The 22,949-nt window shown below is 64.0% G+C and carries 19 protein-coding genes and 2 pseudogenes; 14 read left to right on the top strand and 7 right to left on the bottom strand.

All coding sequences use genetic code 11. The features are described 5' to 3' along the window. The first annotated feature begins 18 nt into the window (after positions 1–18). Entirely contained in the window at positions 19–1,263 is a 1,245-nt protein-coding gene (locus C2U37_RS03555; protein ID WP_104451835.1) for an MFS transporter, read from the top strand. 235 nt (positions 1,264–1,498) lie between these two features. Then, positions 1,499–2,320, top strand: coding sequence for a Cof-type HAD-IIB family hydrolase (locus C2U37_RS03550; RefSeq protein ID WP_104451834.1), 822 nt, complete (start codon positions 1,499–1,501; stop codon positions 2,318–2,320). 54 nt (positions 2,321–2,374) lie between these two features. Here C2U37_RS03550 and C2U37_RS03545 read toward each other — a convergent pair whose 3' ends face one another. Beyond that, the gene (locus tag C2U37_RS03545; protein ID WP_010672898.1) at positions 2,375–2,938 is read right to left on the bottom strand and encodes a DUF2799 domain-containing protein; all 564 of its coding nucleotides are present in this window, start codon (positions 2,936–2,938) and stop codon (positions 2,375–2,377) included. Between the two features lie 201 nt (positions 2,939–3,139). On the opposite strand from C2U37_RS03545, the gene C2U37_RS03540 reads away from it, so the two are divergent. The 3 genes from C2U37_RS03540 (at position 3,140) to C2U37_RS03530 (ending at position 7,228) form a co-directional block, all read left to right on the top strand. Then, complete coding sequence (locus C2U37_RS03540) at positions 3,140–3,979, top strand: isopenicillin N synthase family dioxygenase (protein WP_010672899.1); 840 nt, start codon at positions 3,140–3,142, stop codon at positions 3,977–3,979. Between the two features lie 209 nt (positions 3,980–4,188). Beyond that, on the top strand, positions 4,189–5,502 hold the full coding sequence (locus C2U37_RS03535; RefSeq protein ID WP_042015790.1) for a sodium-dependent transporter: 1,314 nt from the start codon (positions 4,189–4,191) through the stop codon (positions 5,500–5,502). A gap of 412 nt (positions 5,503–5,914) precedes the next feature. Further along, entirely contained in the window at positions 5,915–7,228 is a 1,314-nt protein-coding gene (locus tag C2U37_RS03530) for a sodium-dependent transporter (protein ID WP_104451833.1), read from the top strand. 36 nt (positions 7,229–7,264) lie between these two features. On the opposite strand, the gene C2U37_RS03525 is transcribed toward C2U37_RS03530, so the two are convergent. The 3 genes from C2U37_RS03525 to C2U37_RS03515 all read right to left on the bottom strand — a co-directional run bounded on the left by C2U37_RS03525 (position 7,265) and on the right by C2U37_RS03515 (position 10,912). Then, positions 7,265–8,902 (bottom strand): hypothetical protein, encoded by a 1,638-nt coding sequence (locus tag C2U37_RS03525; RefSeq protein WP_104451832.1) that lies wholly within the window; start codon positions 8,900–8,902, stop codon positions 7,265–7,267. Between the two features lie 142 nt (positions 8,903–9,044). Then, a complete protein-coding gene (locus C2U37_RS03520) occupies positions 9,045–9,509 on the bottom strand; it encodes a hypothetical protein (RefSeq protein WP_042016517.1) in 465 nt (154 codons plus the stop codon). A gap of 29 nt (positions 9,510–9,538) precedes the next feature. Next, on the bottom strand, positions 9,539–10,912 hold the full coding sequence (locus C2U37_RS03515) for an aminotransferase-like domain-containing protein (protein ID WP_104451831.1): 1,374 nt from the start codon (positions 10,910–10,912) through the stop codon (positions 9,539–9,541). A 115-nt stretch (positions 10,913–11,027) separates the two neighbouring features. Here C2U37_RS03515 and C2U37_RS03510 point away from each other — a divergent pair, with 115 nt between their 5' ends. The 7 genes and pseudogenes from C2U37_RS03510 to C2U37_RS03480 form a co-directional block, all read left to right on the top strand. Next, positions 11,028–11,624, top strand: coding sequence for a LysE family translocator (locus C2U37_RS03510; RefSeq protein WP_039039402.1), 597 nt, complete (start codon positions 11,028–11,030; stop codon positions 11,622–11,624). Positions 11,625–11,726: 102 nt separating this feature from the next. After that, on the top strand, positions 11,727–12,317 hold the full coding sequence (locus C2U37_RS03505; protein ID WP_010672906.1) for a LysE family translocator: 591 nt from the start codon (positions 11,727–11,729) through the stop codon (positions 12,315–12,317). 135 nt (positions 12,318–12,452) lie between these two features. Beyond that, positions 12,453–13,145: an aspartate/glutamate racemase family protein gene (locus C2U37_RS03500; protein WP_104451830.1), complete on the top strand. Its 693-nt coding sequence runs from the start codon at positions 12,453–12,455 to the stop codon at positions 13,143–13,145. A gap of 219 nt (positions 13,146–13,364) precedes the next feature. Next, the gene (locus tag C2U37_RS03495; protein ID WP_104451829.1) at positions 13,365–14,579 is read left to right on the top strand and encodes an aldose 1-epimerase family protein; all 1,215 of its coding nucleotides are present in this window, start codon (positions 13,365–13,367) and stop codon (positions 14,577–14,579) included. Positions 14,580–14,699: 120 nt separating this feature from the next. Continuing rightward, positions 14,700–15,308 (top strand): annotated as a pseudogene (locus C2U37_RS03490) (IS4 family transposase); the annotation flags it as partial. 81 nt (positions 15,309–15,389) lie between these two features. Further along, positions 15,390–16,727 carry an IS4-like element ISAeme15 family transposase gene (locus C2U37_RS03485; protein ID WP_041205253.1) on the top strand — a complete coding sequence of 446 codons (1,338 nt, stop codon included), beginning with the start codon at positions 15,390–15,392 and terminating at the stop codon, positions 16,725–16,727. Between the two features lie 10 nt (positions 16,728–16,737). Then, positions 16,738–17,469, top strand: a pseudogene (locus tag C2U37_RS03480) (IS4 family transposase); the annotation flags it as partial. A 49-nt stretch (positions 17,470–17,518) separates the two neighbouring features. Here C2U37_RS03480 and C2U37_RS03475 read toward each other — a convergent pair. Next, positions 17,519–19,309: an AMP-dependent synthetase/ligase gene (locus C2U37_RS03475; protein WP_104451828.1), complete on the bottom strand. Its 1,791-nt coding sequence runs from the start codon at positions 19,307–19,309 to the stop codon at positions 17,519–17,521. 182 nt (positions 19,310–19,491) lie between these two features. Between C2U37_RS03475 and C2U37_RS03470 the strand changes: the two genes are divergently transcribed. Then, on the top strand, positions 19,492–20,034 hold the full coding sequence (locus tag C2U37_RS03470) for a hypothetical protein (RefSeq protein WP_042016521.1): 543 nt from the start codon (positions 19,492–19,494) through the stop codon (positions 20,032–20,034). Between the two features lie 73 nt (positions 20,035–20,107). Here C2U37_RS03470 and rimI read toward each other — a convergent pair whose 3' ends face one another. Then, the gene (gene rimI, locus C2U37_RS03465) at positions 20,108–20,557 is read right to left on the bottom strand and encodes a ribosomal protein S18-alanine N-acetyltransferase (protein ID WP_029313700.1); all 450 of its coding nucleotides are present in this window, start codon (positions 20,555–20,557) and stop codon (positions 20,108–20,110) included. A 74-nt stretch (positions 20,558–20,631) separates the two neighbouring features. Then, positions 20,632–21,069, bottom strand: coding sequence for a DNA polymerase III subunit psi (locus C2U37_RS03460; protein WP_049635924.1), 438 nt, complete (start codon positions 21,067–21,069; stop codon positions 20,632–20,634). Between the two features lie 216 nt (positions 21,070–21,285). Between C2U37_RS03460 and C2U37_RS03455 the strand changes: the two genes are divergently transcribed. After that, positions 21,286–22,899 (top strand): ATPase RavA domain-containing protein, encoded by a 1,614-nt coding sequence (locus tag C2U37_RS03455; protein WP_041211041.1) that lies wholly within the window; start codon positions 21,286–21,288, stop codon positions 22,897–22,899. The last annotated feature ends 50 nt before the right edge of the window (positions 22,900–22,949 follow it).

Here is a 22,949-nt window from a genome sequence, read left to right as displayed (position 1 = left end):
TTATTTAATGAGGCGAAGATGGAAGGGATCAAGGGACAGGCGACCCTCTGGGTATTGGTGATGACGGTGACGGTGACGCTGGCGGTGGCGGGGTTCAGCCTGCCTTCCCCCGTCCTGGCGCCGCTGCTGCTGGATCCGGCCCAGGGCATGTTGACGCCACAGGCGTCGGACTGGAGCCGCAAGGTGTGGCTTGGCGTCATCATGGGGCTCTATCCGTTGTTTCAACTGCTGGGGGCCCCCTTGCTTGGCCGTCTCTCCGATCGCCATGGGCGCAAGCCGGTGCTGACCCTCTGTCTGGTGGGGGTGCTGGCGGGGTATGTGCTGATGGCTCTCGGCATCGCCTGGCGTTCCCTGCCGCTCTTGCTGCTGAGCCGGGTGGTGGAGGGCTTCTTCAACGGAGACATCGCCATCGTGCAGGCGATGGCGGCGGACATGAGCACGGCCAGGACCAAGGCCCGCAACTTCGCCCGCATCAACATCGGCATGAACCTGGGCTGGGTGGTGGGTCCCATGATCGGAGGCTATGCGGCCGTGGTCTCGGGAGATTACAGCCTGGCGGCCTGGCTGGCGGTGGGGATGACGGTGATCAACCTGCTGCTGGTGCTCTGGCTGCTGCCCAATCGTCCCCCGGTGCCGGCGACCCGGGATGAGGCCCCTCTCTCGACCCGCCAATTGCTGTTGCAACCTCGTCTCCTGCCCTACTTTGTCCTGACCCTGGCAAGCTACGGGGCGGTGCAGCTCTACTTCACCTACTTCAATGTCTGGCTGGTGGAGCGGCTGGCATGGGATCCGGTGCAACTGGCCCAAGCCGCCGTGCTGGTGAGCGTGCCCATGATGCTGGGCTCCTGGATCGGTGAGCAGCTGGCACGGCACTGGCGCGGCAGCTCCCTTGGCATCGTCGGCCACCTGGTGATGGCGGCGGGCATGCTGATGTTCATCCTGCCGACCCAGTGGTGGGGGCTCGCGCTCACCTTCATCCCGGCCGGCATCGGCATGAGTCTGGGGGAGCTGGCCACCTCGGTGGCGGTCTCCAACCGCAGCCATGCCAGCCAGCAGGGGCAGGCGATGGGGCTCTACCGCGGTCTGGCGGTGGGCAGCGAGATCCTGGCGGTGGTGCTGGGCAGCCTGGTGCTGCTGGCGGGGACCGAGTGGCCCTTCTACCTGGCCGGCCTCTGCGGCGTGATCTGTGCCTTCGGTTTCTACGGATTGCGCAGACGGGCGGACAGGCGAAACGCCGTGGCCGGGTGCGCCGAGGCGGGCTGACGAAGGGCGCGGGGATCACAGTTCGGCGACGGGATGACGGGCCGGACTTGCATCGCGGCGCCGAGTCTGGGACGGTATGGCTCTTTGCTCCGCTTTTCCCGACCCCCCGGCGAGCGCGTCTCCCATCATGGGCCTTGCGATGCCCAGTCCGCATTCCCGGCGGTGAGATGTGTCGTCATGGCACTGGAAACGGGAGGGATGGCGCCGCACCCGTCTCGACATTCCTGGAGGTGATATGAGTCGTTATCAGGCCATTGCATTGGACATGGACGGTACCCTGCTGAACCGGGATCACAAGATCTCGTCCGCTACCCGGGCGGCCCTTGCCCAGGCCCGGGCCCACGGCATCAAGGTGCTGCTGGTGACGGGTCGCCACTTCATGACGGCCCGTCCCTTCCACCACGAGCTGGCCCTCGACACCCCCATCATCTGCAGCAACGGTGCCTACCTCTATGATCCGGTACAGGAGAGGATCCTCGCCGGGGATCCCCTGGCCGTGGCGCCCCTCACCGCCCTGCTGGAGGAGGTGCAAGCCCAGCAGATGGGGGCGCTGTTCCACCTGGGGGACGGCATCGGCTACCTGGGCTGCGAGGAGCACGTGGGCCGGATGCGGCGCTGGTCGGCAACCCAGCCGGATCACCTCAAGGTTTCCCTGCTGCCCGCCGAGGATATCGAGCTCTGGTTGCAGTCCCCCATCTGGAAGCTGGAGTTGTTCAACCAGGACCCCGGCCGGTTGCACCGTTTCGTCGGGGAGGTGGTGGAGAGACTGCCCTTCACCCGTGACTGGGCGGCCCCCTATGCGGTGGAGCTGGTGCAGCCAGGTTGCAGCAAGGGCAACCGGCTGGCCCAATGGGCGGCGAGCGAGGGGATCGCCATGGAGAACCTGGTGGCCTTTGGCGACAACAACAACGACATCAGCATGTTCGAGCAGGTGGGGCTGGCGGTGGCCATGGGCAATGCGGCGCCCCAGATCCAGGCCCATGCAGATCGGGTCACCGCGGATCACAACGAGGATGGCATCGCCCTGGCGTTGCAGCGCTGGGTCCTGCCCGCCTGAGGGGAAAAACAGTCTGCGGCATAAACAGAAAGGGGCCATGTCGGCCCCTTTTTGTCAGCTCCCGAAGGAGAACTGGATCACCCGATCCGGGAAGCGCAGCCGGTTGTAGTCCCGGTATACCCCTTCGTAGTGACGGATGGCGCGCTCGCGCTGGGCACGATAGTAGTCGCGCTGGCGGCTGTCGCTCTCGCCCCGGATCTGCTGATCCAGCTGGTGGATGCTCCGCTCGGTGCGCTCCAGCTCCTGCTGCAATTCGCCGAGGCGCTGCTCCAGCAGGTACTCCTTGCGGCCGCGCTCGAACTGGGTGAGGAAGCTGGTGTCGTTGGGGCAGACCCCCAGGTATTCGCTCCCCTCCCGTCCCTTGCTGTAGGCCAGCTCGGGGATGCAATAGAGCTCCAGTCCCTTGGCGTAGCCGCGCTGCCACTCCGCCTCATCCACCTTGAGGCCGTACTCCCCGCAGGTCTTCTGATAGTCGCGGGTGGCGCTCCGGGTCTTGCCCTGCTCCCCGTCCTGATAGCCCTGGTTGTACCAGCTCATGGCACGGCACTCCTCCTCCGAGAGGGAACTGCACCCGGCGAGCAGGAAGGGAAGGGTCAACAACAGTATCTTGGGGGACATGAGGGGGCTCCGACAGCAAAGGGGGTGGGGCATTCTAGAAGAGGAGGCCCGTCCGGGACAAGCACCGGGCGAGGGGGGCCGTATCATGATGTTTTTATCAGTATTTTCAAGCCGTTGTAGACGGGCTTCCGGCAGCCTTTTCTTGCCGGGGGAGGCAGGGTAAACTGCGCCTACTTTTAACTGGCATGTAACATAAAAACAATGAAAGTCCTGACCGTCGATTATCGCTCCCCCGATGCGGCCGAGCGCTTCACCGAATCCCTGCGCACCACCGGCTTCGGGGTGCTGACTCACCACCCCATCCCGAAGGAGCTGGTGCAGTCCATCTATGACAACTGGTATCGCTTCTTCATGAGCGAACAGAAACAGGATTTCCTGTTCAATCGCGAGACCCAGGACGGCTACTTCCCGCCCTCGGTGTCCGAGGTGGCCAAGGGTCACAGCCAGAAGGACATCAAGGAGTACTTCCACATCTATCCCTGGGGCCAGATGCCGGCAGAGCTGAAAGAGCAGGCGATGGAGTACTACCGCCTCGCCAACGATCTGGCCGCCGAGCTGCTGGGCTGGGTGGAGCAGCACACCCCGGGCGACATCGCCGCCCACTACAGCTGCCCGCTCTCCTCCATGATCGAAGAGAGCCACAAGACCCTGCTGCGGGTGCTGCACTACCCGCCCTTCGACGGCACCGAGGAGCCGGGTGCCATCCGCGCCGCCGCCCATGAAGACATCAACCTGCTGACCATTCTGCCCGCTTCCAACGAGCCGGGCCTGCAGGTGAAAGGTTCAGACGGGGAGTGGATGGATGTGCCCTGCGATTTCGGCACCCTCATCATCAACATCGGCGACATGCTGCAGGAGGCCTCCCGCGGCTACTACCCCTCCACCACCCACAGGGTCATCAACCCGACCGGGGGCAGTGCCGCCAAGTCCCGCATCTCCTTGCCGCTCTTCCTGCACCCCCGTCCGGACGTGGTGCTCTCGGAGCGTCACACCGCCCACAGCTATCTGATGGAGCGGTTACGGGAGCTGGGGGTGATCTAATCCCGCCAGACCCGGGCAGACAACAAACCGGAGCATACCCGCTCCGGTTTTTATTTTGTGGCACGATTGGTGGGTTATCCGAATTTTATTGGTTAATGATGCTAAAAACTGAGTTTTATATCGGATATACGCCGAGTGATTGCGCGCCCGCGGGCGTACTCTGAGCGCCATTTCGGGCCTCGCTGGCAGGCCTTTCGCGTGGAGTTCTTATGAAGCAGTCCCAATGGTCATCCCGGCTCGGTTACATCCTGGCCGCCGCAGGTTCCGCGGTCGGTCTCGGCGCCATCTGGAAGTTCCCCTATGTCACCGCCGCCAACGGTGGCGGCGCCTTCCTGCTGGTCTTTCTGCTGTTCAGCTTCACCCTGGGGGTGGCGGTGCTGATGGGGGAGACCCTGATCGGCAGCCTGACCCGGCGCGGGGTGGTGGGCGCCTTTGGCGAACTGATGGGCAGGCGCTGGCGCTGGGTCGGTGCCATGGGCTTGCTGTGCAGCCTGCTCATCTTCTGTTTCTACAGCGTGGTGGGCGGCTGGACCCTGGGGTACACGGGCATGGCCTTGGCGGGGGAGCTGCAACAGGGGGACGGCGCGGCACTGACCGCCCGTTTCAACGACTACGTCGGTGATCCGCTCTGGCCGGTGCTGACCCACCTGCTGTTTGCCGGCTTGACCTGGTGGTTCGTGCGGGGCGGCGTGCAACAAGGGGTGGAGCGCACCCTGCGCTGGATGATGCCGGCCCTCTTCATCATGATCCTGCTGCTGGTGGCCTTCGGCCTCACCCTGCCGGGCGCCATGGCCGGGGTGCGCCACTTCCTGATGCCCGATTTCAGCAAGCTCGGCATGTCGGGTGTGCTGGACGCCATGGGGCTGGCCTTTTTCTCCCTCTCCATCGGCCTTGGCATCCACACCACCTATGGCGCCTACCTGCCTTCCAGCGAAGGGGTCGGTCGCTCCAGCCTCTGGGTGGTGCTGCTGGCGAGCGTCATCGCCGTGCTGGCGGGTCTGATGATCTTCCCGGTACTGGCGGCGACCGGTATTGACCCGGCCTCGGGCCCGGGCCTCACCTTCATGACCATGCCAGCGGTGTTCCAGCAACTGCCCTTCGGCCAGGGGCTGGCGGTGGTGTTCTTCTCTCTGCTGGTGGTGGCGGCGCTCTCCTCCTCCATCTCCCTGCTGGAGCATTTGCAGTGCTTCCTGTGCGAGAGCCTGGGCTGGTCCCGCCGCGCGGCGTGCAACCTGGTCATTGCCCTGGTGATGGCGGGTGGCATCCCGGTGAGCCTGTCGTTCGGTCCCTGGGCCACCCTGACCCTGTTTGGCAAGAACATCTTCGAGTTGCTGGACTTCATCACCTCCAACCTGATGATGCCCCTGTTCGGGCTGGCCCTGACGCTGCTGCTGGGCTGGCGGCTCGGTCGCCAGGCGCTGCCCGAAGGGCTGGCTCCCCACTGGCGAGCCCTGCTGATGGGCTGCTGGCGCTGGCTGGCTCCCCTGCTCATTGGCGGCATTCTGGTGCGCGGCCTGGTGTAGGGAGGGGTGGTCATCTGTGCCACTCCCCAACCGGGCTGGCCGGGGAGTGGGGTGGCAGGATTGACTCTTTATAAAAATCTGTTAAATAAAAATAAACAGAGTAACGGCCTGTAATTTCGATATTTTGTTTTGATTAAATCTGTTTTTGGTTCTGTTTTAGACTATTTCCTGTCAACTTCTCTTGCCATGGTTTAGGCTGTGGCTCCTTCTTACCGTGCAGGCGTCGCCCTCCCATGTCACCCCTTATCGCTCTCTGTGGCCGATTTAGCCCCTTCCTGGAGAGGTGACCTTGCAGGTGTCGTTTGTCTGACTGTTCATTGCAAAGGTCGCCCTCAGGCGGCCTTTTTTGTTGCGGCACACACCGCGTCTAGCCATGGAGTATCGAACTGATGTTGTCTTGCCCGGAGGTTGTATGAGCCAGGTTCAGTGGTCTTCCCGTATTGGTCATGTGCTGGCGGCCGCCGGCTCGGCGATCGGCCTTGGCGCCATCTGGAAGTTTCCCTATGTGACAGCCACCAACGGGGGCGGTGCCTTCCTGCTGGTGTTCCTGCTCTTCAGCTTCACCCTGGGGGTCGCGGTGCTGGTGGGGGAGACCCTGCTCGGCAGCCGCAGCCAGCGCGGCGTGCTCGGCGCCTTCCACAAGCTGGTGGGGCCGAACTGGCGCTGGATGGGTTACATGGGGATCCTGTGTGGCTTCTTCATCTACAGCTTCTACAGCGTGGTGGGGGGCTGGACCGTGGGCTATGCGGCCCTGGCCGTGGGCGGCGAGCTCAACCTGAGTGAGGCGAGCACCCTCACCGCACTCTTTACCGGTTATGTGAGCGATCCTCTCTGGCCGGTCCTCACCCATCTCGTCTTCGCCGGGCTCACCTGGTGGTTCGTGCAGGGAGGGCTGCAACAGGGGGTGGAGCGGGCGCTGCGCTGGATGATGCCGGCCCTGTTCGTGATGATGCTGCTCCTGGTGGTGACCGGGCTCTCCATGCCGGGGGCCATGGCCGGGGTACGCCAGTTCCTGATGCCCGACTTCTCCCACCTGACGGGGCAGGGGGTGCTCGACGCCCTGGGGCTGGCGTTCTTCTCCCTCTCCATTGGCCTCGGGGTACACACCACCTATGGCGCCTACCTGCCGAGCAGTGACGGGGCGCTGCGCTCCGGGGTCTGGGTAGTCACCCTGGCGAGCTGCATCTCGGTGCTGGCGGGGCTGATGATCTTCCCGGTGCTGGCCTCCACCGGCATCGATCCTGCCGCCGGCCCCGGCCTCACCTTCATGACCATGCCGGCGGTGTTCAACCACCTGCCGTTCGGTAAGGGGCTGGCGGTGATCTTCTTCCTGCTGCTGCTGGTGGCGGCGCTCTCCTCCTCCATCTCCATGCTGGAGCACCTGGTGCGCTTCACCACCGAGGAGTGGGGCTGGTCGCGCCGCAATGCCTGCCGGGTGCTGACCCTGCTCATCATGGCCTGCGGCATTCCGGTCAGTCTGTCGTTCGGCCCCTGGGCGGACTACACCCTGTTTGGCAAAACCCTGTTCGATCTGCTGGATTACCTCACCTCCAACCTGATGATGCCCCTGTTCGGTCTGGTGCTGACCCTGCTGCTTGGCTGGAAGCTGGGGGACAGTATTGTGCCGGCGGATCTCTCGCCGCTGATGCGTGGCGCGCTGCTCTGGTGCTGGCGGCTGATCGCCCCCCTGCTGATCGCGGGGATCCTGGTGCGGGGCTTGTTGTAACGCACCAGCCAGGGCGGCATGCACCGCCCTGGATGGCTATAGGCCCTGGTGGGGACCGGGGGGCGGCAGTTTGGGGGCCAGGTGGGATCTCACCTGTTGCAGTGTCTCCCGATAGGCGTTCCCATGGTGCTCCAGGAAGGCGGCACTGTGGTTGAGACGCTGCTCCAGCCTGTCCACCAGGCGGGCCACCGCCGGGGCCGCCATGCCGGCGGGCCAGCACTGGGTCAGCAATACCAGCAGTTGCCAGGCATCCCCCGCCTGGGCCGGGAATCGCTCCTGCAGGGTCAGAGCACTCTGCACGGCGAGCTGGAGCTGACCCATGGTCATGGCCCGTTGCCGCTCCTCGCGCAGCTGGGTCAGCTGCTGCTCCCGCTGCGCCAGTTGCCGCGCCAGATCGTCGACCACCTGCAAAATGAGCCCCTGCAGCAGCGGGGTCTGTGCCACCGGCCCCTGATACTGGCCGAGCTGGGCCAGATAACGCTGGGCATGGTGGGGAAGCCCGCAGAACTGGCTGACGGCCACCCCGAGCAACTGGTTGAGGTGATTGTCCCGCGCCGCCTCCGGCGGGTGCTTGGCCAGCAGCATCAAGGCGTCATCGAATCGATAATCCAGACCCAGCATCAGGGCGCGCAGCAGCCCCTGCTCGTGGGCCCGCAGGGTCACGGCCTGCTGACCGAGCTCCTCCAGGGCCTGCTGCAGCTCATGAACTCTGGCCTCTCCCGGTGGATGCCATAGCACCGCCAGGGTCGCATCCAGCAGGCAGCGTTCGACGGAGTGGCGAAACGTCTGTTTGGGGAAGTAGCGCAGGATGAAATCGGTGGCCTGCGTCAGCACCTGACCTTCATCCCTTCGCAGCAAGGCCAGCAAAATGGCCACCTGGCGCCACTGCGGCTGCCAGGGGCAGCGTTGCAGCAAGCCTGACAAGGTTTCCCAGGCAGGATCCCACTGCGCCTCGTGCAGTTGGCAGGCGAGAACCAGCGCCTGATGGATGACGGGGGGCAGTCGCTCCCGGTTGCGGGCCAGATCCTTGTGGGCACTCTCCACCCGGTTCAGCCCGAGCAGGGCCTGGTTCAGCCCCTGGCGTGGCCACCAGGCATCGTACTCCGTGGTGCAGATGGCGTAGTGCTGGGCGGCCTGCACCCGTTCCCGGGCTTGCAGCAGCATGTAGCCCTTTACCCTGTCCATCTGTGCTTCCAGCCCCTTGTGGCTGGCGTGCCGGTAAAGCAGATCCTCGCACTGGGCGCAGGCGCTGCGCCACTCCCTGAGCGCCATGGGGGTGGCCAGGGGGCGGGTCACCGTGGTCAGTGCCAGCAGCGCTTGCAGGCTGTGCGCCAGCTGCTCCGTGGTGAAGGGCACGGCCAGACGCAGGGCGAAATAGAGGTCGGAGGGGGGGAACTGGCCGGTGTCCTCGTCCTGCTCCAGCAGCAGGAGCACGCAGCCGGGCGCGAGCAGGCCCAGGTGGTGTGCTTCATGCAGCAGCCTGACTCCCTCGTGGGCCTGGTGGTGATACTGGCGGCAAAGAATGGCATCGAAGGCGTGCTGGCGCAGCAGGGCGGGCAGGCTTGCTATCTCTTTGCAGTGGAGCAGCTCGGTGGGGGGCAGCCCCAGATCACTCAGTCCCTGGGTGAGGGTCGAGCCCATCATGGCATCGTCTTCGATGAGGAGGATCTGCATCTTTGACGCTCCTTCGCCGGTCGGGGGTGGCGAGGTTGGATTCAAAGTTAGCCTCCACTCTCCCGCGAGAGCCAGAGGGGGTCAATACCCCACCTGGGTCAGGGATGGCTCAGTGCCGGCCTTCGGCGGGGCAAAGAAAGCGTCACTGAAGGCCGGGCCCCCTGGCCGAGAAGGGGCAGTCCCGCTGCGGGACACGCAGCTCCCCGGCGCCCGCCTCTCCCTGCCAGGCGAGCTCGAGCTGGCCCAGGCGCCCGAGGTGGCGCAGCTCGAACTCGTAGCGCAGGCAGGGGTTGTCGGTGGGCAGCTGTGTCATCCCGGCGGGCAGCCGGTAGTCGTAGCGCAGCAGGGGGCCATCTTGCAGCCGGCTCTGCACGGGCACCAGCCCCTCCGCCGTCGGTGCGGGGGCCTTGAGATAGCGGCGCAGCGCCACCGGGGCGTCGATGGCTTTTTGATAGTGAAGGCCGTTCATGGCTGCCAACTCCTCCTCCAGCCGCGTCAGCTCCCCCTCCAGTCCGCTCAGGGCGGCGCCAAGCTGTTGATGGGCCGGGGAGGCGCAGCCTCCCAGCAGCAGGGTTGCGATCAGCAGGGCGGGACGGACGGCAGACATGAAGGCTCCTCGGGTGCCAGGGTCAATGACTATAGCAGGGGATTGGTGGGCGGCGTGCCCCTCAGCAGCCCGGCGAGGCGCTCCAGCCCTTCGGCGACGCGGGCGTCGGTGGCGGGCTGGCTCAGGCTGAGGCGTACTCCCTGCGGGGCGGCAAACTGGCCGGCGGCGAAGTGTTCTCCGCTGGCGACCCCCACGTCAAGGGCGTTGGCGGCCTCCGCAAACTCCTGGCTGCGCCAGGGCTCGGGCAGTGGCAGCCAGGCGTGCATGGACCCCGCCTGCCAGCGCGCTCCCGGCAGCAGGTGGCGCAGGAGCTCACCCCGGCGCGCCAGGATTTTTCGCTGGTGTTCGATGAGCGGCATGATCTGGCGCTGGCTCACCAGCTTGCAGGCCAGCTCGATGAGCAGCGGACTCACCATCCAGCTCGACAGCCGCATCGCCTGGGCGAAGCCGTTGCGAAGGGCGGGAGGGGACAACACGAAGCCGACCCGCAGGCCGCCGCAGGCGATCTTGGCGAGACTGCCAAGGTAGATGACCCGCTCCGGTGCCAGGTTGACCAGGGGAGGGAGCGCACTTTCGGGCAGCAGGCCGTTGACGTCATCCTCGACGATCAGCAGATCGTGGCGACGGGCGATGGCGACGATGGCGTCGCGCCGCGCCAGGCTCATGGTGGCCGTGGTGGGGTTTTGCAGGGTGGGGGTGAGGTAGAGCAGCTTGGCCCGGCGGGTACGGCACGCGGCATCCAGCGCCTCTGGCAGCAGTCCCTCCTCATCCATCGCCAGTCCCACCACCTGATTCTTGAGCTGGCGTGCATTGCCCAGCATGCCGGGGTAGCTCAGTCCCTCGCAAAACAGGGTCTCTCCCACGCAGCCGGTGGCCAGCAGGGCCAGCATGATGCCGTGCTGGGCGCCATGGCTGAACAGCAGGCGATCTTCGCTCGCCGTGATGCCCTGCTCGGCGAGCCAGTCGACAAACAGCTGGCGCTGTGCGGGGCGTCCCGCCTCCTTGTCATAGCCGAGCAGGCCGTTGAGATCCCCCTGCGCCAGATCGGTGAGCAGGGGCCTGATGATGGCGCCCCTGTCCAGCTGGACCGGGAGGTTCTGCCACAGCTCGATGCGCTGGCTGTCTTCATTGCGGATCACCCATTCGTTGGCAGGATCCGCCGCTCCCCTGACCCAGGTGCCGTGCCCGACCCGGGCCGCCAGCAGGCCCCGTCGCTCCGCCTCGGTGTAGGCGCGGGTGACGGTGCCCACGGTGACCCCCAGCTTGTCTGCCAGGGCCCTGTGGGTCGGCAGCCGGGTCTCGGGTGAGAGGATGCCGGTGGCGATGGCCTGCTCGATGGCCTTGACCAGTTTGAGGTAGAGGGGCCCCTCGAAGGGGGTGAGGTCGGGCGTCCAGATTGTCATGGTGACAATAAATCCATTGATCCAAGATTGTCCGCAATATAGCGTGATTATCAGTCTTTACACAACCAACAAGCACACATTGTATCGGTACAATGTGACGAGAAAGGAGTCTCCCATGACCATCGAATGGTATGCCACCCTGTTTGGCTTCGCCCTGCTCACCTGTGGCACGCCCGGGCCGAACAACCTGATGTTGACGGCGTCCGGCGCCAACTTCGGCGTGCGGCGCACCCTGCCCCATCTCATCGGGGTGGCGGTGGGCCAGCCTGTGTTGCAACTGGTGCTGGCGCTCGGCTTTTATCCGCTGTTCGAGCGCTGGCCCCTGCTCAAGCTGAGCCTGCAGGTGCTGGGCAGCCTTTACCTGCTGTGGCTGGCGTGGCGTATCGCGGTGGCAGGCGCCCCCGGAGATCCCGCCAGCCGTGCTCGCCCCTTGACCCTGCTTGAAGGGCTGGGCTTCCAGTTCCTCAATCCCAAGGCGTGGATGATGGGGATCTCGGCCATCAGTCTGTTCAGCCTGCCGGGGAGCGACTACTGGCCGAGCATGTGGGGCATCATGAGTGTCTTCCCCATGGCGGGGTTCCCGGTCTGCTTCGCCTGGGTGATGTTTGGCCATCAACTCAGCCGCTGGATCAACTCGGACAAGGGGTGGCGTCGTCTCAACGGCAGCCTGGGTGCCTTGACCGCCCTGTGCGTGGTGATGCTCTGGTATTAACAGCGCCTTGATTATTCATGCAAAGAAAATGCATTGCTGACCTTGTCGTCAGGGCGTCGGCTCTGCATATTAGGAGGCTTGCCGTATCTGAACGAGGTTGAGATGGATCTGAACTGGTTGCTCCCCCTGGCGGGCTTTGCCCTTATCACCTGTGGCACGCCGGGCCCCAACAACATGCTGCTCACCAGTGCCGGGGCCGCCCAGGGGTTTCGCCGCTCCGTGCCTCTGCTGGTGGGGGTGGTGGGGGGCATCAACCTGATGATCCTGGCCACGGCCCTGGGGCTTGGGGTGGTGTTCGAGCGTCTGCCCCTGCTGCACGACGGCCTCAAGCTGGTGGGGTCTGCCTACCTGCTCTGGCTGGCCTGGAAGGTGGCCAACGCCAGTGGCCCGGCGGAGGGGAACCGGCCGCTCATCCCGGCCCATCAGGGGGCCATGCTGCAACTGCTCAATCCCAAAGCCTGGATGATGGCGCTCTCCGCCATCAGCGGCTTCACCCTGGCGGGGGAGGCTTACTGGCCGTCCGCAGGCTGGGTGCTCGGCATTTTCTTCGTGACCGGCCTCTATACCGGTGCCTTCTGGGTGCTGTTCGGTGCCCAGGTGCGCCGCCTCATCCGCACCGCCACCGGCTGGCGTCGTTTCAATCTGGGCATGGGGCTCGCCACGGCGGCCTGCGTGCTGATGATCTGGGTTTAGGCCTCGGCCTGAGCCTTTACCGGCTGTCTTGTTGGCCCTTCGGGGCCTTTTTTATTGCCGGGGCGGTGCGATCAAACGCGCCCCCTGAGGGATTGCAGCATTGGTTTGCACCATCGGGTTACATAAGGAGATCCCATGAAATGTATCGGTCTGCTGGGTGGCATGAGCTGGGAGTCCACCGTCAGCTATTACCAGGCCCTCAACCGGGGGGTACGCAAGCGGCTCGGCGGTCTGCACTCGGCGCGGGTGCTGCTGAGCAGCGTGGATTTTGCCGGGATAGAGCGGTTGCAGCACGCCGGTGACTGGCCCGCCACCGCCCGTCTGCTGGCGGCCGAGGCCAGGGCCATTCAGGCCGGTGGCGCCGATTTTCTGCTGATCGGGACCAACACCATGCACAAGGTGGCGCCGGAGATCGAGGCCGCCATCGACATTCCCCTGCTCCACATCGCCGATGCCACGGCCCATCGCCTCCAGGCCGACGGGGTGACCCGGGTAGGTTTGCTCGGCACCCGCTTCACCATGGAGCAGGATTTCTACAAGGGGCGGCTCCAGGAGCGCTTCGGGCTGGAGGTGCTGGTGCCTGATGACGCTGCACGGGAGCGGGTGCACCGCATCATCTATGACGAACTCTGCCTCGGCGACATTCGCGAGTCGTCTCAGGCCGAGTATCTGGCCATCATCGCCGATCTGGCACAGGCCGGTGCCCAGGCGGTGATCCTGGGTTGCACCGAGATCGCCCTGTTGGTGGGGGCGTGCCAGGCCGCCGTGCCCCTCTATGACACCACCGCCATCCACGCCGAAGCCGCGGTGGCACTGGCCCTTGCCTGATGTGGTGCGGGCGGGGTGACCCTCTCGGCGCCCCGCCTGTTTTTTCCTCCTTTCATAACTGTGAGTCAGCCTTCATTTCAGCAGGGCTGAAGCCGTTTTTATTGTCAATCGGCTCACATTTCCTCCGTTTGTCTCTTGAGTCCGGGGCGTCAGACGCCTAGTTTTCGATCACTGAAACGATTCAGCTTTCACAAAAACAAGAGACACGAGGATAAATCCATGTTGAAGAAACTCTCCATTGCCGTGCTGCTCGCCCTGGGCGCCACCGCGGGTCACGCCGCCGAATTTCTGCTGACCGACTCCCAGCAAGGGCTGGATGTGGGCGACTGGAAGATCACCAGCGAGAAGCTCGGCATCAAGAGTCCGGTTCCCTTCACCATCGAGAAGAAACGCCTGCACGGTGGCCGCCAGGAAGGGGTGGATCTGCTCATCGTCGACAACGGCGTCATGAAGATCACCCTGGTGCCGACCCGCGGCATGGGGATCAAGGAGGTCAAGGCGGCGGATCTGCGCCTCGGCTGGGATTCACCGGTCAAGGAGGTGGTCAACCCCGCCTTCATCGATCTCGAGAGCCGTGGGGGCCTCGGCTGGCTCGACGGCTTCAACGAGATGCTGGTGCGCTGCGGCTACGAGTGGACGGGTCATCCCGGGGTGGATGACGACGGCCGCCTCAAGAGCCTCCATGGCCGGGTGCAGAACATTCCCGCCTCCGTGGTCAGCGTGACCGTGGACGACGAGCCGCCCTATGCCATCCACGTGCTGGGCCGGGTGGACGAGCGCACCTTCAAGATGAGCGAACTGGTCACCTGGACCCAGCTGAGCGTGGTGCCCGGTCAGGCGGAGTTTGCCCTGCAGGACAAGCTGACCAACCACGCTGACTACGAGAACGAGTACCAGATCATCTATCACGGCAACTTCGGGGCCCCCATTCTGGAGGAGGGTGCCAGGGTGAGCACGCCGGTGAAGCAGATCTCCCCGTTCAATGACTACGCCAAGGCCGGACTCAAGGGCTGGCAAACCTATCTGGGGCCCACCAAGGGCTTCGACGAGATGGTGTTCAACCTGGTGCCCTACAGCGACGCCGACGGCAATACCCTGGCAGTGCTGAACAACCGGGCCGGCAACGCCGGAGTGGCGGTGGGCTACAACACCCGACAGCTGCCGGTGCTGACCCTGTGGAAGAACACCGACACCCGGGCCCAGGGCTATGTGACCGGCATCGAACCCGGTACCAGCTATGCCTACAGCACCAAGTACCAGCGCCCGCTCGGGCTGGTCCCCAAGATCCAGCCGGGGGAGACCAAGACCTTCGATCTGACCTATCGCCTGCTGCAAAATGCCGACGAGGTGAAGCAGGCCCTGGCCCAGGTGGAGAAGATCCAGGACGGTCGGGCCACCGAGCTGCGCGAGCAACCCCTGGTCAAGCTGCCATAAGGGAGAGACGCCCAGCAAAAAGCCGCTCCATGAGCGTAATGCCGATCAGTTAAGGATCCATTGACCGATCCTCAGGCTGTGTAAGAATCCGAAACTCCTTGTTGGGTTTCGGATTTTTTTATGCGTATCGACCAAGCTCTCGACTTCATTCACGCCTGTCCTCCCGGAAAGTTTGAGTCCCTGTCTGACCTGCTGTCACCTGAACTGGTGCAGGCTTGCTTGGCCGAGACGGGCTCCGTCTCCTTGCGCCGACGGCGCATGCCCATGGAGCGGGTGCTATGGGCCATTATCGGGATGTCCTTGTTTCGTCATGTCCCTATGGCCCAGCTGGCCAACCAGCTCGATATCCTGTTACCCGGCGACCGGCCGTTTGTCGTCCCCAGCGCCTTCATCCAGGCGCGCCAAAAACTGGCTGACCAAGCCGTTCGACAGGTGTTCCAGCAGACCGCCACACTCTGGCATCAGCTGTGTCAGCACCCCACCTGGGCCGGCTTGCAGCTGCTGGCCGTGGACGGGGTGGTCTGGCGCACGCCCGATACTCCGGACAATGCCGGCGCCTTTGCCAAGTCGAAAACCGTCCAGGGGGAGACGCAATATCCCCAGGTCCGCATGTTGTGTCAGATGGAGCTGACCAGTCATCTGCTGACCCAGACAGTGATGGACTCCTGTGCGGTAAACGAGATGGTGTTGGCAGAGCAACTGATTGAAAAAACACCCGATAATAGCCTCAATGCTGATCAGTTAAGGATCCATTGACCGATCCTTCTGCTGTAGGACAATCCGGAACCAATCACTGGTTCCGGATTTTTTATGTCTATTGCAAACGATCTGAACGATGTTGTTGAGGCATCTGGCGACATGCTGGCTCGGTTGGCCATTTTTGCCGACCATATTCCCGACGAATGGATTACTGCCGCTGCCGCCTTGTCTGAAAAGGCCACTATCCGCCGACGCCGCTTACCTTCTGATATGGTCTTGTGGCTCGTCGTGGGGATGGCCTTTTTCCGCAATGAGCCCATCTCCGAGGTCGCTCGGCGCCTCAACATCTGTGCAGAAGGGTTGGCCAATGATGCCTTGCTCGCGGACAGTGCCCTGTCTCAGGCCCGTCAGCGACTCGGCAAACAGCCGCTCGAGTGGCTGTTCAAACAGTGCGCCGATGTGTGGGGGCGGGAACGTTATCCTGAAGACCATTGGCACGGTTTACAGGTCTTTGCCATCGATGGGGCCCTGTTCCGAACCCAGGATATGCCTGAACTCAGAGCACATTTCGGCTCGGGTAACACCTCAACCAACCGGCAGACACCCTACCCGATGCTGCGGTTGGTCACGCTCATGAATGTCCGCTCGCATGTCATTGCCAACGCGGCCATCAGCCCGTACCGCAAAGGGGAAATCCCCCTGGCCAGCGAGTTCATTCACTCATTGCCGGACAAGTCAGTGACCCTGCTGGATAAAGGCTTCTTCGGTGCCGACCTGTTGCTGCGTATTCAGGCCGAAGACACCGACCGTCACTGGCTCATCCCGGAACGCAAGGGGCTGGTATACACGGAACTTGAGCGCTATGGCGACGGTGACCGTCTGTTGCAAATGACGGTCTCGCCTCAGGCTCGCAAGAAAAACCCGGCGTTGCCGACACACTGGCAAGTTCGCGCAGTGACCTATGAGGTGGCAGGCAAGGAGAAAACGGTCTTTACCTCCCTGCCCGTGGCGCGATTCAGCGCAGCTCAGGTGGCGACCCTGTACCACGAGCGCTGGGAAATCGAGCTGGGATACCGGGATATCAAAAGCGCGATGCAGCACAACGCCATCACGCTGAGAAGCAAGAAAGTGGACTTGGTCTATCAGGAGCTGTGGGGATTGCTGCTTGGATACAATCTGGTCAGGCGGGAGGCCAGCCAGGCCGCCGTAGCCCATCAGCGAGCGCCCAATGAGGTGAGCTTTAAGTTTGCCTGTCAGTTCATCGCGAACCAGATGGCAGTGATGGCGGGCGCGTTATCGCCAGCCCATACGCCACGGAGGTTGGCGGAGTTGCGGGGCTGCATAGGCGTCATGTTCATAGAAAAACGCCCCAGGCCATCGAGACCCAGGGCGGTGAAGATATCAAAGACCCGTTTTCCGGTAAATCGCAATGCGGCTCCGCTTAAGTGAACAGCATTGCGATAATAGCCTGACCCTGTTCGATAAGGGCTTCTACTCACTGGGGTTACTCCATGCCTGGCAACGCCAGGGCGTAGCGCGTCACTGGCTTATTCCGCTGAAAAAGGGGGCTCAATACGAGGTCATCCGCAAGCTGGGGCGGCAGGATGTGCTGGTACGCCTCAGAGCCAGTCCGCAGGCCAAGAAGAAGTGGAGCGAGTTGCCGGAGCAGTTCGAAGCCCGGCTGCTGACCCGGACGGTAAACGGCAAGGAGCGGCAGGTGCTGACCTCGCTCACCGACCCGCTGCGCTTCCCGGCCAGCGAGTTGATGGAGCTATACCAGAATCGCTGGGAAATCGAGCTGGGCTATCGGGAGATGAAACATAGCCTGCAACAGCACCGGCTGACGCTGCGCAGCAAGAAACCCGATGGAGTAAGGCAGGAGCTATGGGGCTTGGTATTGGCCTATAACCTACTGAGATATCAGATGGTTAGGATGGCGGCGAGCTTAAAGGGCTATACGGCCAGCCAGTTGAGCTTTCACATGGCATCGGTGTATCTGCTGCATGAACTCAGTTGCCTGCCGTTTGTGTCACCGGGCATGGTTCCAGGGCGTGTCGCTGAGTTGGACAAACAGGCAGAGCAGTTCAAGTTACCCGCCCGCCGAGAACGAAGTTACCCAAGGTGCATCAAAGCCAAACCACAGAAGTATGCGACGAGAAAACCTAGTAAAAACAATGCCAGTCAGGCTTAACTGACTGGCATTAGCTCCATGAGCGGCTTTTTCATATCAGGCCCGTCGATCAGACGTGGCTGTACATGGCTTCTATCTCGCGCTGGTACTTGGCCTCGATGATCTTGCGGCGCAGCTTCATGGTGGGGGTGATCTCCCCGAGCTCCATGGAGAAGGCGCTCGGCAGCAGGGTGAACTTCTTCACCTGCTCGAACTTGGCCAGCTCCTTTTGCAGATCCTGAATGCGGGCCTCGAAGAACTCCATCACTCGGGAGTGGCGCAGCAGCTCGGTCTTGCACTGGTACTGCAGGTTGATGGAGCGGGCGTACTCCTCCAGGGACTCGAAGCAGGGCACGATGAGCGCCGACACGAAGTGGCGGGCATCGGCGACGATGGCAATCTGCTCGATGAAGCGATCCTTGCCGAGGGTCCCCTCGACCAGTTGCGGCGCCACGTACTTGCCGTTGGAGGTCTTCATCAGCTCCTTCAAGCGCTCGGTGAAGTAGATGTTGCCCTCGTCATCCAGCTCGCCTGCATCGCCGGTGCGCAGGAAGCCATCCTCGGTCATCACCTCGGCGGTGGCCTCCGGCTTGTTGTAGTAGCCACACATCACGGTGGGGGCGCGCACCAGCAGTTCGTTGTTCTCGCCGAGTTTCACCTCGATGCCGTTTAGCGCCGTGCCGATGGAGCCCAGCCTGAACTGGGTGTCTTCATAGCAGCAGACGGTGGCGGTGGTCTCGGTCATGCCGTAGCCGTACTTGAGGTTGAGCCCCATGGCCTGGAAGAAGAGATTCACCTCGTCCGCGAGACGGGCGCCCGCCACCGGCAGGAAGCGGGTGCGGCCGCCGAAACGGGCGCGCAGCTTGCGAAACACCAGGCGCTCGGCAAGCCAGAGCTGGCCATAGAGCAGGGGAGAGGCGGACTTGCCCGCCTGACGGGTGGCGACCATCTGCTTGCCCACCCGGGTGGCCCAGCCGAACAGGGCGCGGCGCAGGCGCGGCGCCTGGGCGACCTTGGCCTGGATCATGGCGTAGGCCTTCTCGTAGAGGCGGGGCACGGCGCACATCACGGTGGGCTTCACCTCGCCGATGACATCCATCACCTTCTGCGGGTCGCGAATGTAGACGTTCTCGGCGCCGCAATAGAGCACGTAGTAGCTCCAGGCGCGCTCGAACACATGACTCAGCGGCAGCATGCAGAGGGAGACATCCTGCTCGCTGAGGTCGAGGCGAGCGTCATGCATCTCGAAGCAGGCGGCCATGTTGGCGAAATCGAGCATGACCCCCTTGGGTTCGCCCGTGGTGCCCGAGGTGTAGATGAGGGTCAGCAGGTCGTCCATGCGGTAGTGGCGCTCGCGCTCGCGCAGCACTTGCTCGCTGGGTTGGTGGTTGCCGGAGACGAGGAAGGTCTGGAAGTGGCTGGCCGAGGCGCAGCCGCGCAGATCGACGGTGCCGTCCAGGGCGACGATGTGGCTTATCTCGCCGCTGTCGATGAGGTGCAGCGCCTGATCGAACTGGGGCTGCTCCCCCACGAACAGCATCCTGATGCCGGCATCCTTGACGATGTAGCGCAGCTGATCGAGGGTGCTGGTGGGGTAGATGGGCACGCTGACGCCGCGGGCGGCCAGGATGCCGAGGTCGGCCTGGGTCCACTCGGGCATGTTGCGGGCATAGATGCCGACCATCTCGCCGGACTGGTGGCCCGCCCGGATCAGTCCCTGGGCGCAATAATCCATGGCCTGACCCAGGGTTCGCCAGCCGATGGCGCGCCACTGGCCATCCTGCTGGACGCGCAGGGCGGCCTTGTTGCCAAGGCGGGCAATACGCTCGCGCATCACTCTAACCAGATGAAACTGCGACATCTCACGCATCCTCAAGTAACAGTTGTGCGCCCGCAGGGGGCACCAAAATCGGGGCTGGAGTTTAAACTCTAACATTACAGCTTACAAGTGTGCGCCATTTGTCCTGGATCACAAAGTCGTCAACCAGATGAGAGTGAGGCATGATAGGGGGCAGGGATCGGATTCATTCAGGGAGTTGCACCATGAATATCGGGATCAAGAGCCTGTTCACCGGCGTGTTGCTGCTGTTGGCGGGGGCAGGCGCCCTCTGGTATCTGCTGGGGGGCGCGGGGGAGCAGGATAATCCCTGGCTGAGCGGCGCCGAGGGCTATGAGCAGGCGCAGCGGCTGGCGCTGAGGGAAGGATACCCCTTGCTCTACGTGATCGAGCGCGCCAAGTGCCGACGCTGCAAGGCGCTGAATACCAGGCTGTGGCGTGCCCCCGAGATGCAATCCGCCCTGGCGGGGCTGGTGAAGGTGCGACTCAACCCGGATGCGGGGGATGGCAGCGAGCACATTCTGCGCCGCTTCCCCCAGGTTGCGACGGCCCCTGGCATCTATGTCCAGCGACCGGGTGAGCCGCTTCGCCCCATCAAGATCGCGGTGGATATCGAACAGATCTGGATGCCCGGCGTCACCTATGGTCGCGGCTTCTTCATGCCTCTCTCGGGAGCCGCCTTCGAGGCCGTGCTGAGGGTGACCCTGAGCCTGGAAGACCCCTCCATCGACAACGCGCCCCTGCCCTGAGGGGGAAGCGAAGCGGGGGAGTCAGGGAGGTCAGAGAGGGTGTTGCCCGCTGACAGCGGTCTGCAGCGGGTTGTCAGCCGAAGTCGAACAGACGGGACATCAGCACGGCATCCTCCCTCTCCTGCCCGGTGCCATAGTAGTCGGCACGGCGGCAATACTCGGCAAACCCCTCGCTCTCGTAGAGGTTGATGGCGGTGCGGTTGCCGGCCCTGACCTCCAGGAACCAGGCCTCGGCCTTGCCGGCCTTGCTGCGGGCCAGGTACTCCCTGAGCAGCGCCCGCCCCAGCCCCTTGCCCTGAAAGTCGGGGTGTACGCAGATGTTCATCAGGGAGCTGTCTCCCGCCACCAGATCCGAGATGTAGAAACCGGCCGGTCGTCCGTCCACCAGCATCAGGCCGTTGAGATAGCGCGGCCCGAAGCAGGAGAGCAGGTTGGCCTGGCTCCAGGGCTCCTGGTGGGCGGCCTGCTCGATGGGGTAGATGGCTTCGAAGTCGGATTCGAGCAGGGGGCGAAAGTGGGGCAAGAGGTCAGACATGGTCACTCCGGACGGGATTCAGGCTTGCGATGGACACCATGGCCGTGCCATGGTCGTGAGCATCAAGGGGTGTGGCGCTGCCGGCACTGCTGCCAGAGGGCGCGCTTGTGTGCCCCATCGGGCTTGAGCGGGCAGACAAGGGCATCGGGCCAGCGAGGGTCCGGCGCCGTCAGCCAGAGCAGGGGCGAAGTGGCCCCCGCGGGTAGGGAAGGCATCTCGGACAACAGGGAGACCTCGTCGGTGCCAAGGCCGAGCCAGCGGCAGATGTCCCCGAGCAGGGAGGGCGCGGGCAGCGTCTCTGCCAGCAGCCAGAGCTTGCCGGTCGGCAGAGGGGCAGTCTCCTGCGGAGCCAGCACCTCGTCGGCGGGCGTGTTTGCCGGCTGCGCGGCGCCGTCGGGGCTGGTGCCTCCCGCCAGGAGTCGGCCTCTCTGTTGCCAGAGGGGGATGCCCATGCGGGCCAGGATGCGCTGGCGCAGCGGGTCCAGCAGGGGATCTTGCATGGCGAAGGCTCACTCTTGATCTGCGTTGGGGTAAATAATGATGCGCAGAGTACACTCTCGCGGGATTTGCTGCACCCCGGACGTGCGCTTTTCGCCCTGTGGCGATGGCAAACGAGCGCCTCCCCGGGGGCAGAGATGACAGACAATGAGAGTGGGGCGGGGCCAGAGGCCGGACCCCGTCACCACGGATGACCTATCAGCTTCGGAACTGTGCCTATGCCGCCTTTAGCCCAGAATACTGTTCGTGCCACCCCCATTCATGAGCGCCTGCCACGGCTCCTTTCCGCCCTTGGCGAGGGACTGTATGAGCGCCAGGATGCCCTGCGGCTCGGCCTGCTGGCGGCCCTGAGTGGCGAGAGCGTCTTTCTGCTGGGGCCCCCGGGCATCGCCAAGAGCCTGATCGCGCGGCGCCTCAAGCTGGCGTTTCAGGATGCCCGCCATTTCGAATACCTGATGACCCGTTTCAGTACGCCGGAGGAGGTGTTCGGCCCCCTCTCCATCCAGGCGCTCAAGGAGGATGGCAAGTACCTGCGGTTGACCAGCGGCTACCTGCCGGAGGCCGAGGTGGTCTTCCTCGACGAGATCTGGAAGGCGGGCCCCGCCATCCTCAACACCCTGCTCACCGCCATCAACGAGCGCCAGTTTCGCAACGGCGACAGCCAGCATCCCATTCCCATGCGGCTGCTGGTCACCGCCTCGAACGAGCTGCCGGCCCCGGACAGCGGGCTGGAGGCGCTCTACGACCGCATGCTGGTGCGGGTCTGGATGGACAGGGTGCAGGAGAAATCCAACTTCCAGGCCATGCTGGCGAGCGATGGCCAGTCCCATCAGAACCTGACCCCCTCGGTGCAGATTCGGGGGGAAGAGTACGACGCCTGGCAGGATGCCATCGAGCAGGTGCGCCTGCCGGACGCCTGTTTCGAACTCATCTACCAGCTGCGCCAGCAGCTCGACAGTCAGCTCGGGCACGGCTGCTATGTCTCGGATCGGCGCTGGAAGAAGGCGGTGCGGCTCATCAAGGCGAGCGCCTTCTTCAATGGTCGCGACGAGGTGGCTCCCCTGGATCTGCTGCTGTTCAAGGATTGCCTCTGGCACGACGAGGCTTCCCGCACCGCGCTGCTGGAGATGATCGGCGAGTTTTCCCGCCTCTACGGCTACCAGCAACTGGCGCTGACCCGGGAGCTGCTCTCCCTGCGCGAGCAGTTCAAGCAGTTGCAGGGGGCGGTCGCCCTGCGCATCGGCTGCAAGGCGGTCAAGCGCAAGCAGTGGTTCGGCCGCCGCGCCCGCGGCACCGAACTGCCGCTGGCCAACGCCAGGCCGTTCGGCAAGCTGGTGCACTTCCAGCTGCTCACCCCGGCGCCCCTGGATGGCAGCGATCCCGAGCGCCTCACCGGCACCCTCACCTTCGATCGCACCCTGCTCTCTCACTGGCACCCCACCGGGGAGGCGCTGGTGGGCTGGCCCCTCGGCAACCCCAAGGAGGGGCACTACGAGCTGGTGCTGGACGAGCAGTTGCGGCTGCACGTGCTGGATATCCAGCGCCAGCCCGTGCCACTGATGCTGGTGGAGCGCACCCCCATCCCCGAGGTGGTGATGGCCCCCTGGCTGTCGGCCCTGGACGACCTGACGGGCCAGGTGAACCGGGTGCTGCAAAATCTCAAGGGTCAGCGCAACCTGTTCGACCGTCACCAGCCCCATCTGTTCGTGGGGGACAACTGGTTGCGTCAGGTGGAGGACAGCTTCTTCGTGCTGAGCCGGGACCTGGAGCGGCTGGGGGCCGAGCTGCAGCAGTGGCGGGATCGTCTGCCTCTTCTCGATGCACAGGGGTGACGTCGCGCTTGACGTGGGATTGGTGAAATAAACAGGATGAAAAACATGTT

Origin of the sequence: Aeromonas sp. ASNIH1 (genome assembly GCF_002934285.1) — a bacterium.
In the GTDB taxonomy this organism is placed as follows: domain Bacteria; phylum Pseudomonadota; class Gammaproteobacteria; order Enterobacterales; family Aeromonadaceae; genus Aeromonas; species Aeromonas caviae.
The sequence above is the reverse complement of the archived record's forward strand: the minus strand, read 5'-3'. Positions and strand labels throughout refer to the sequence as shown.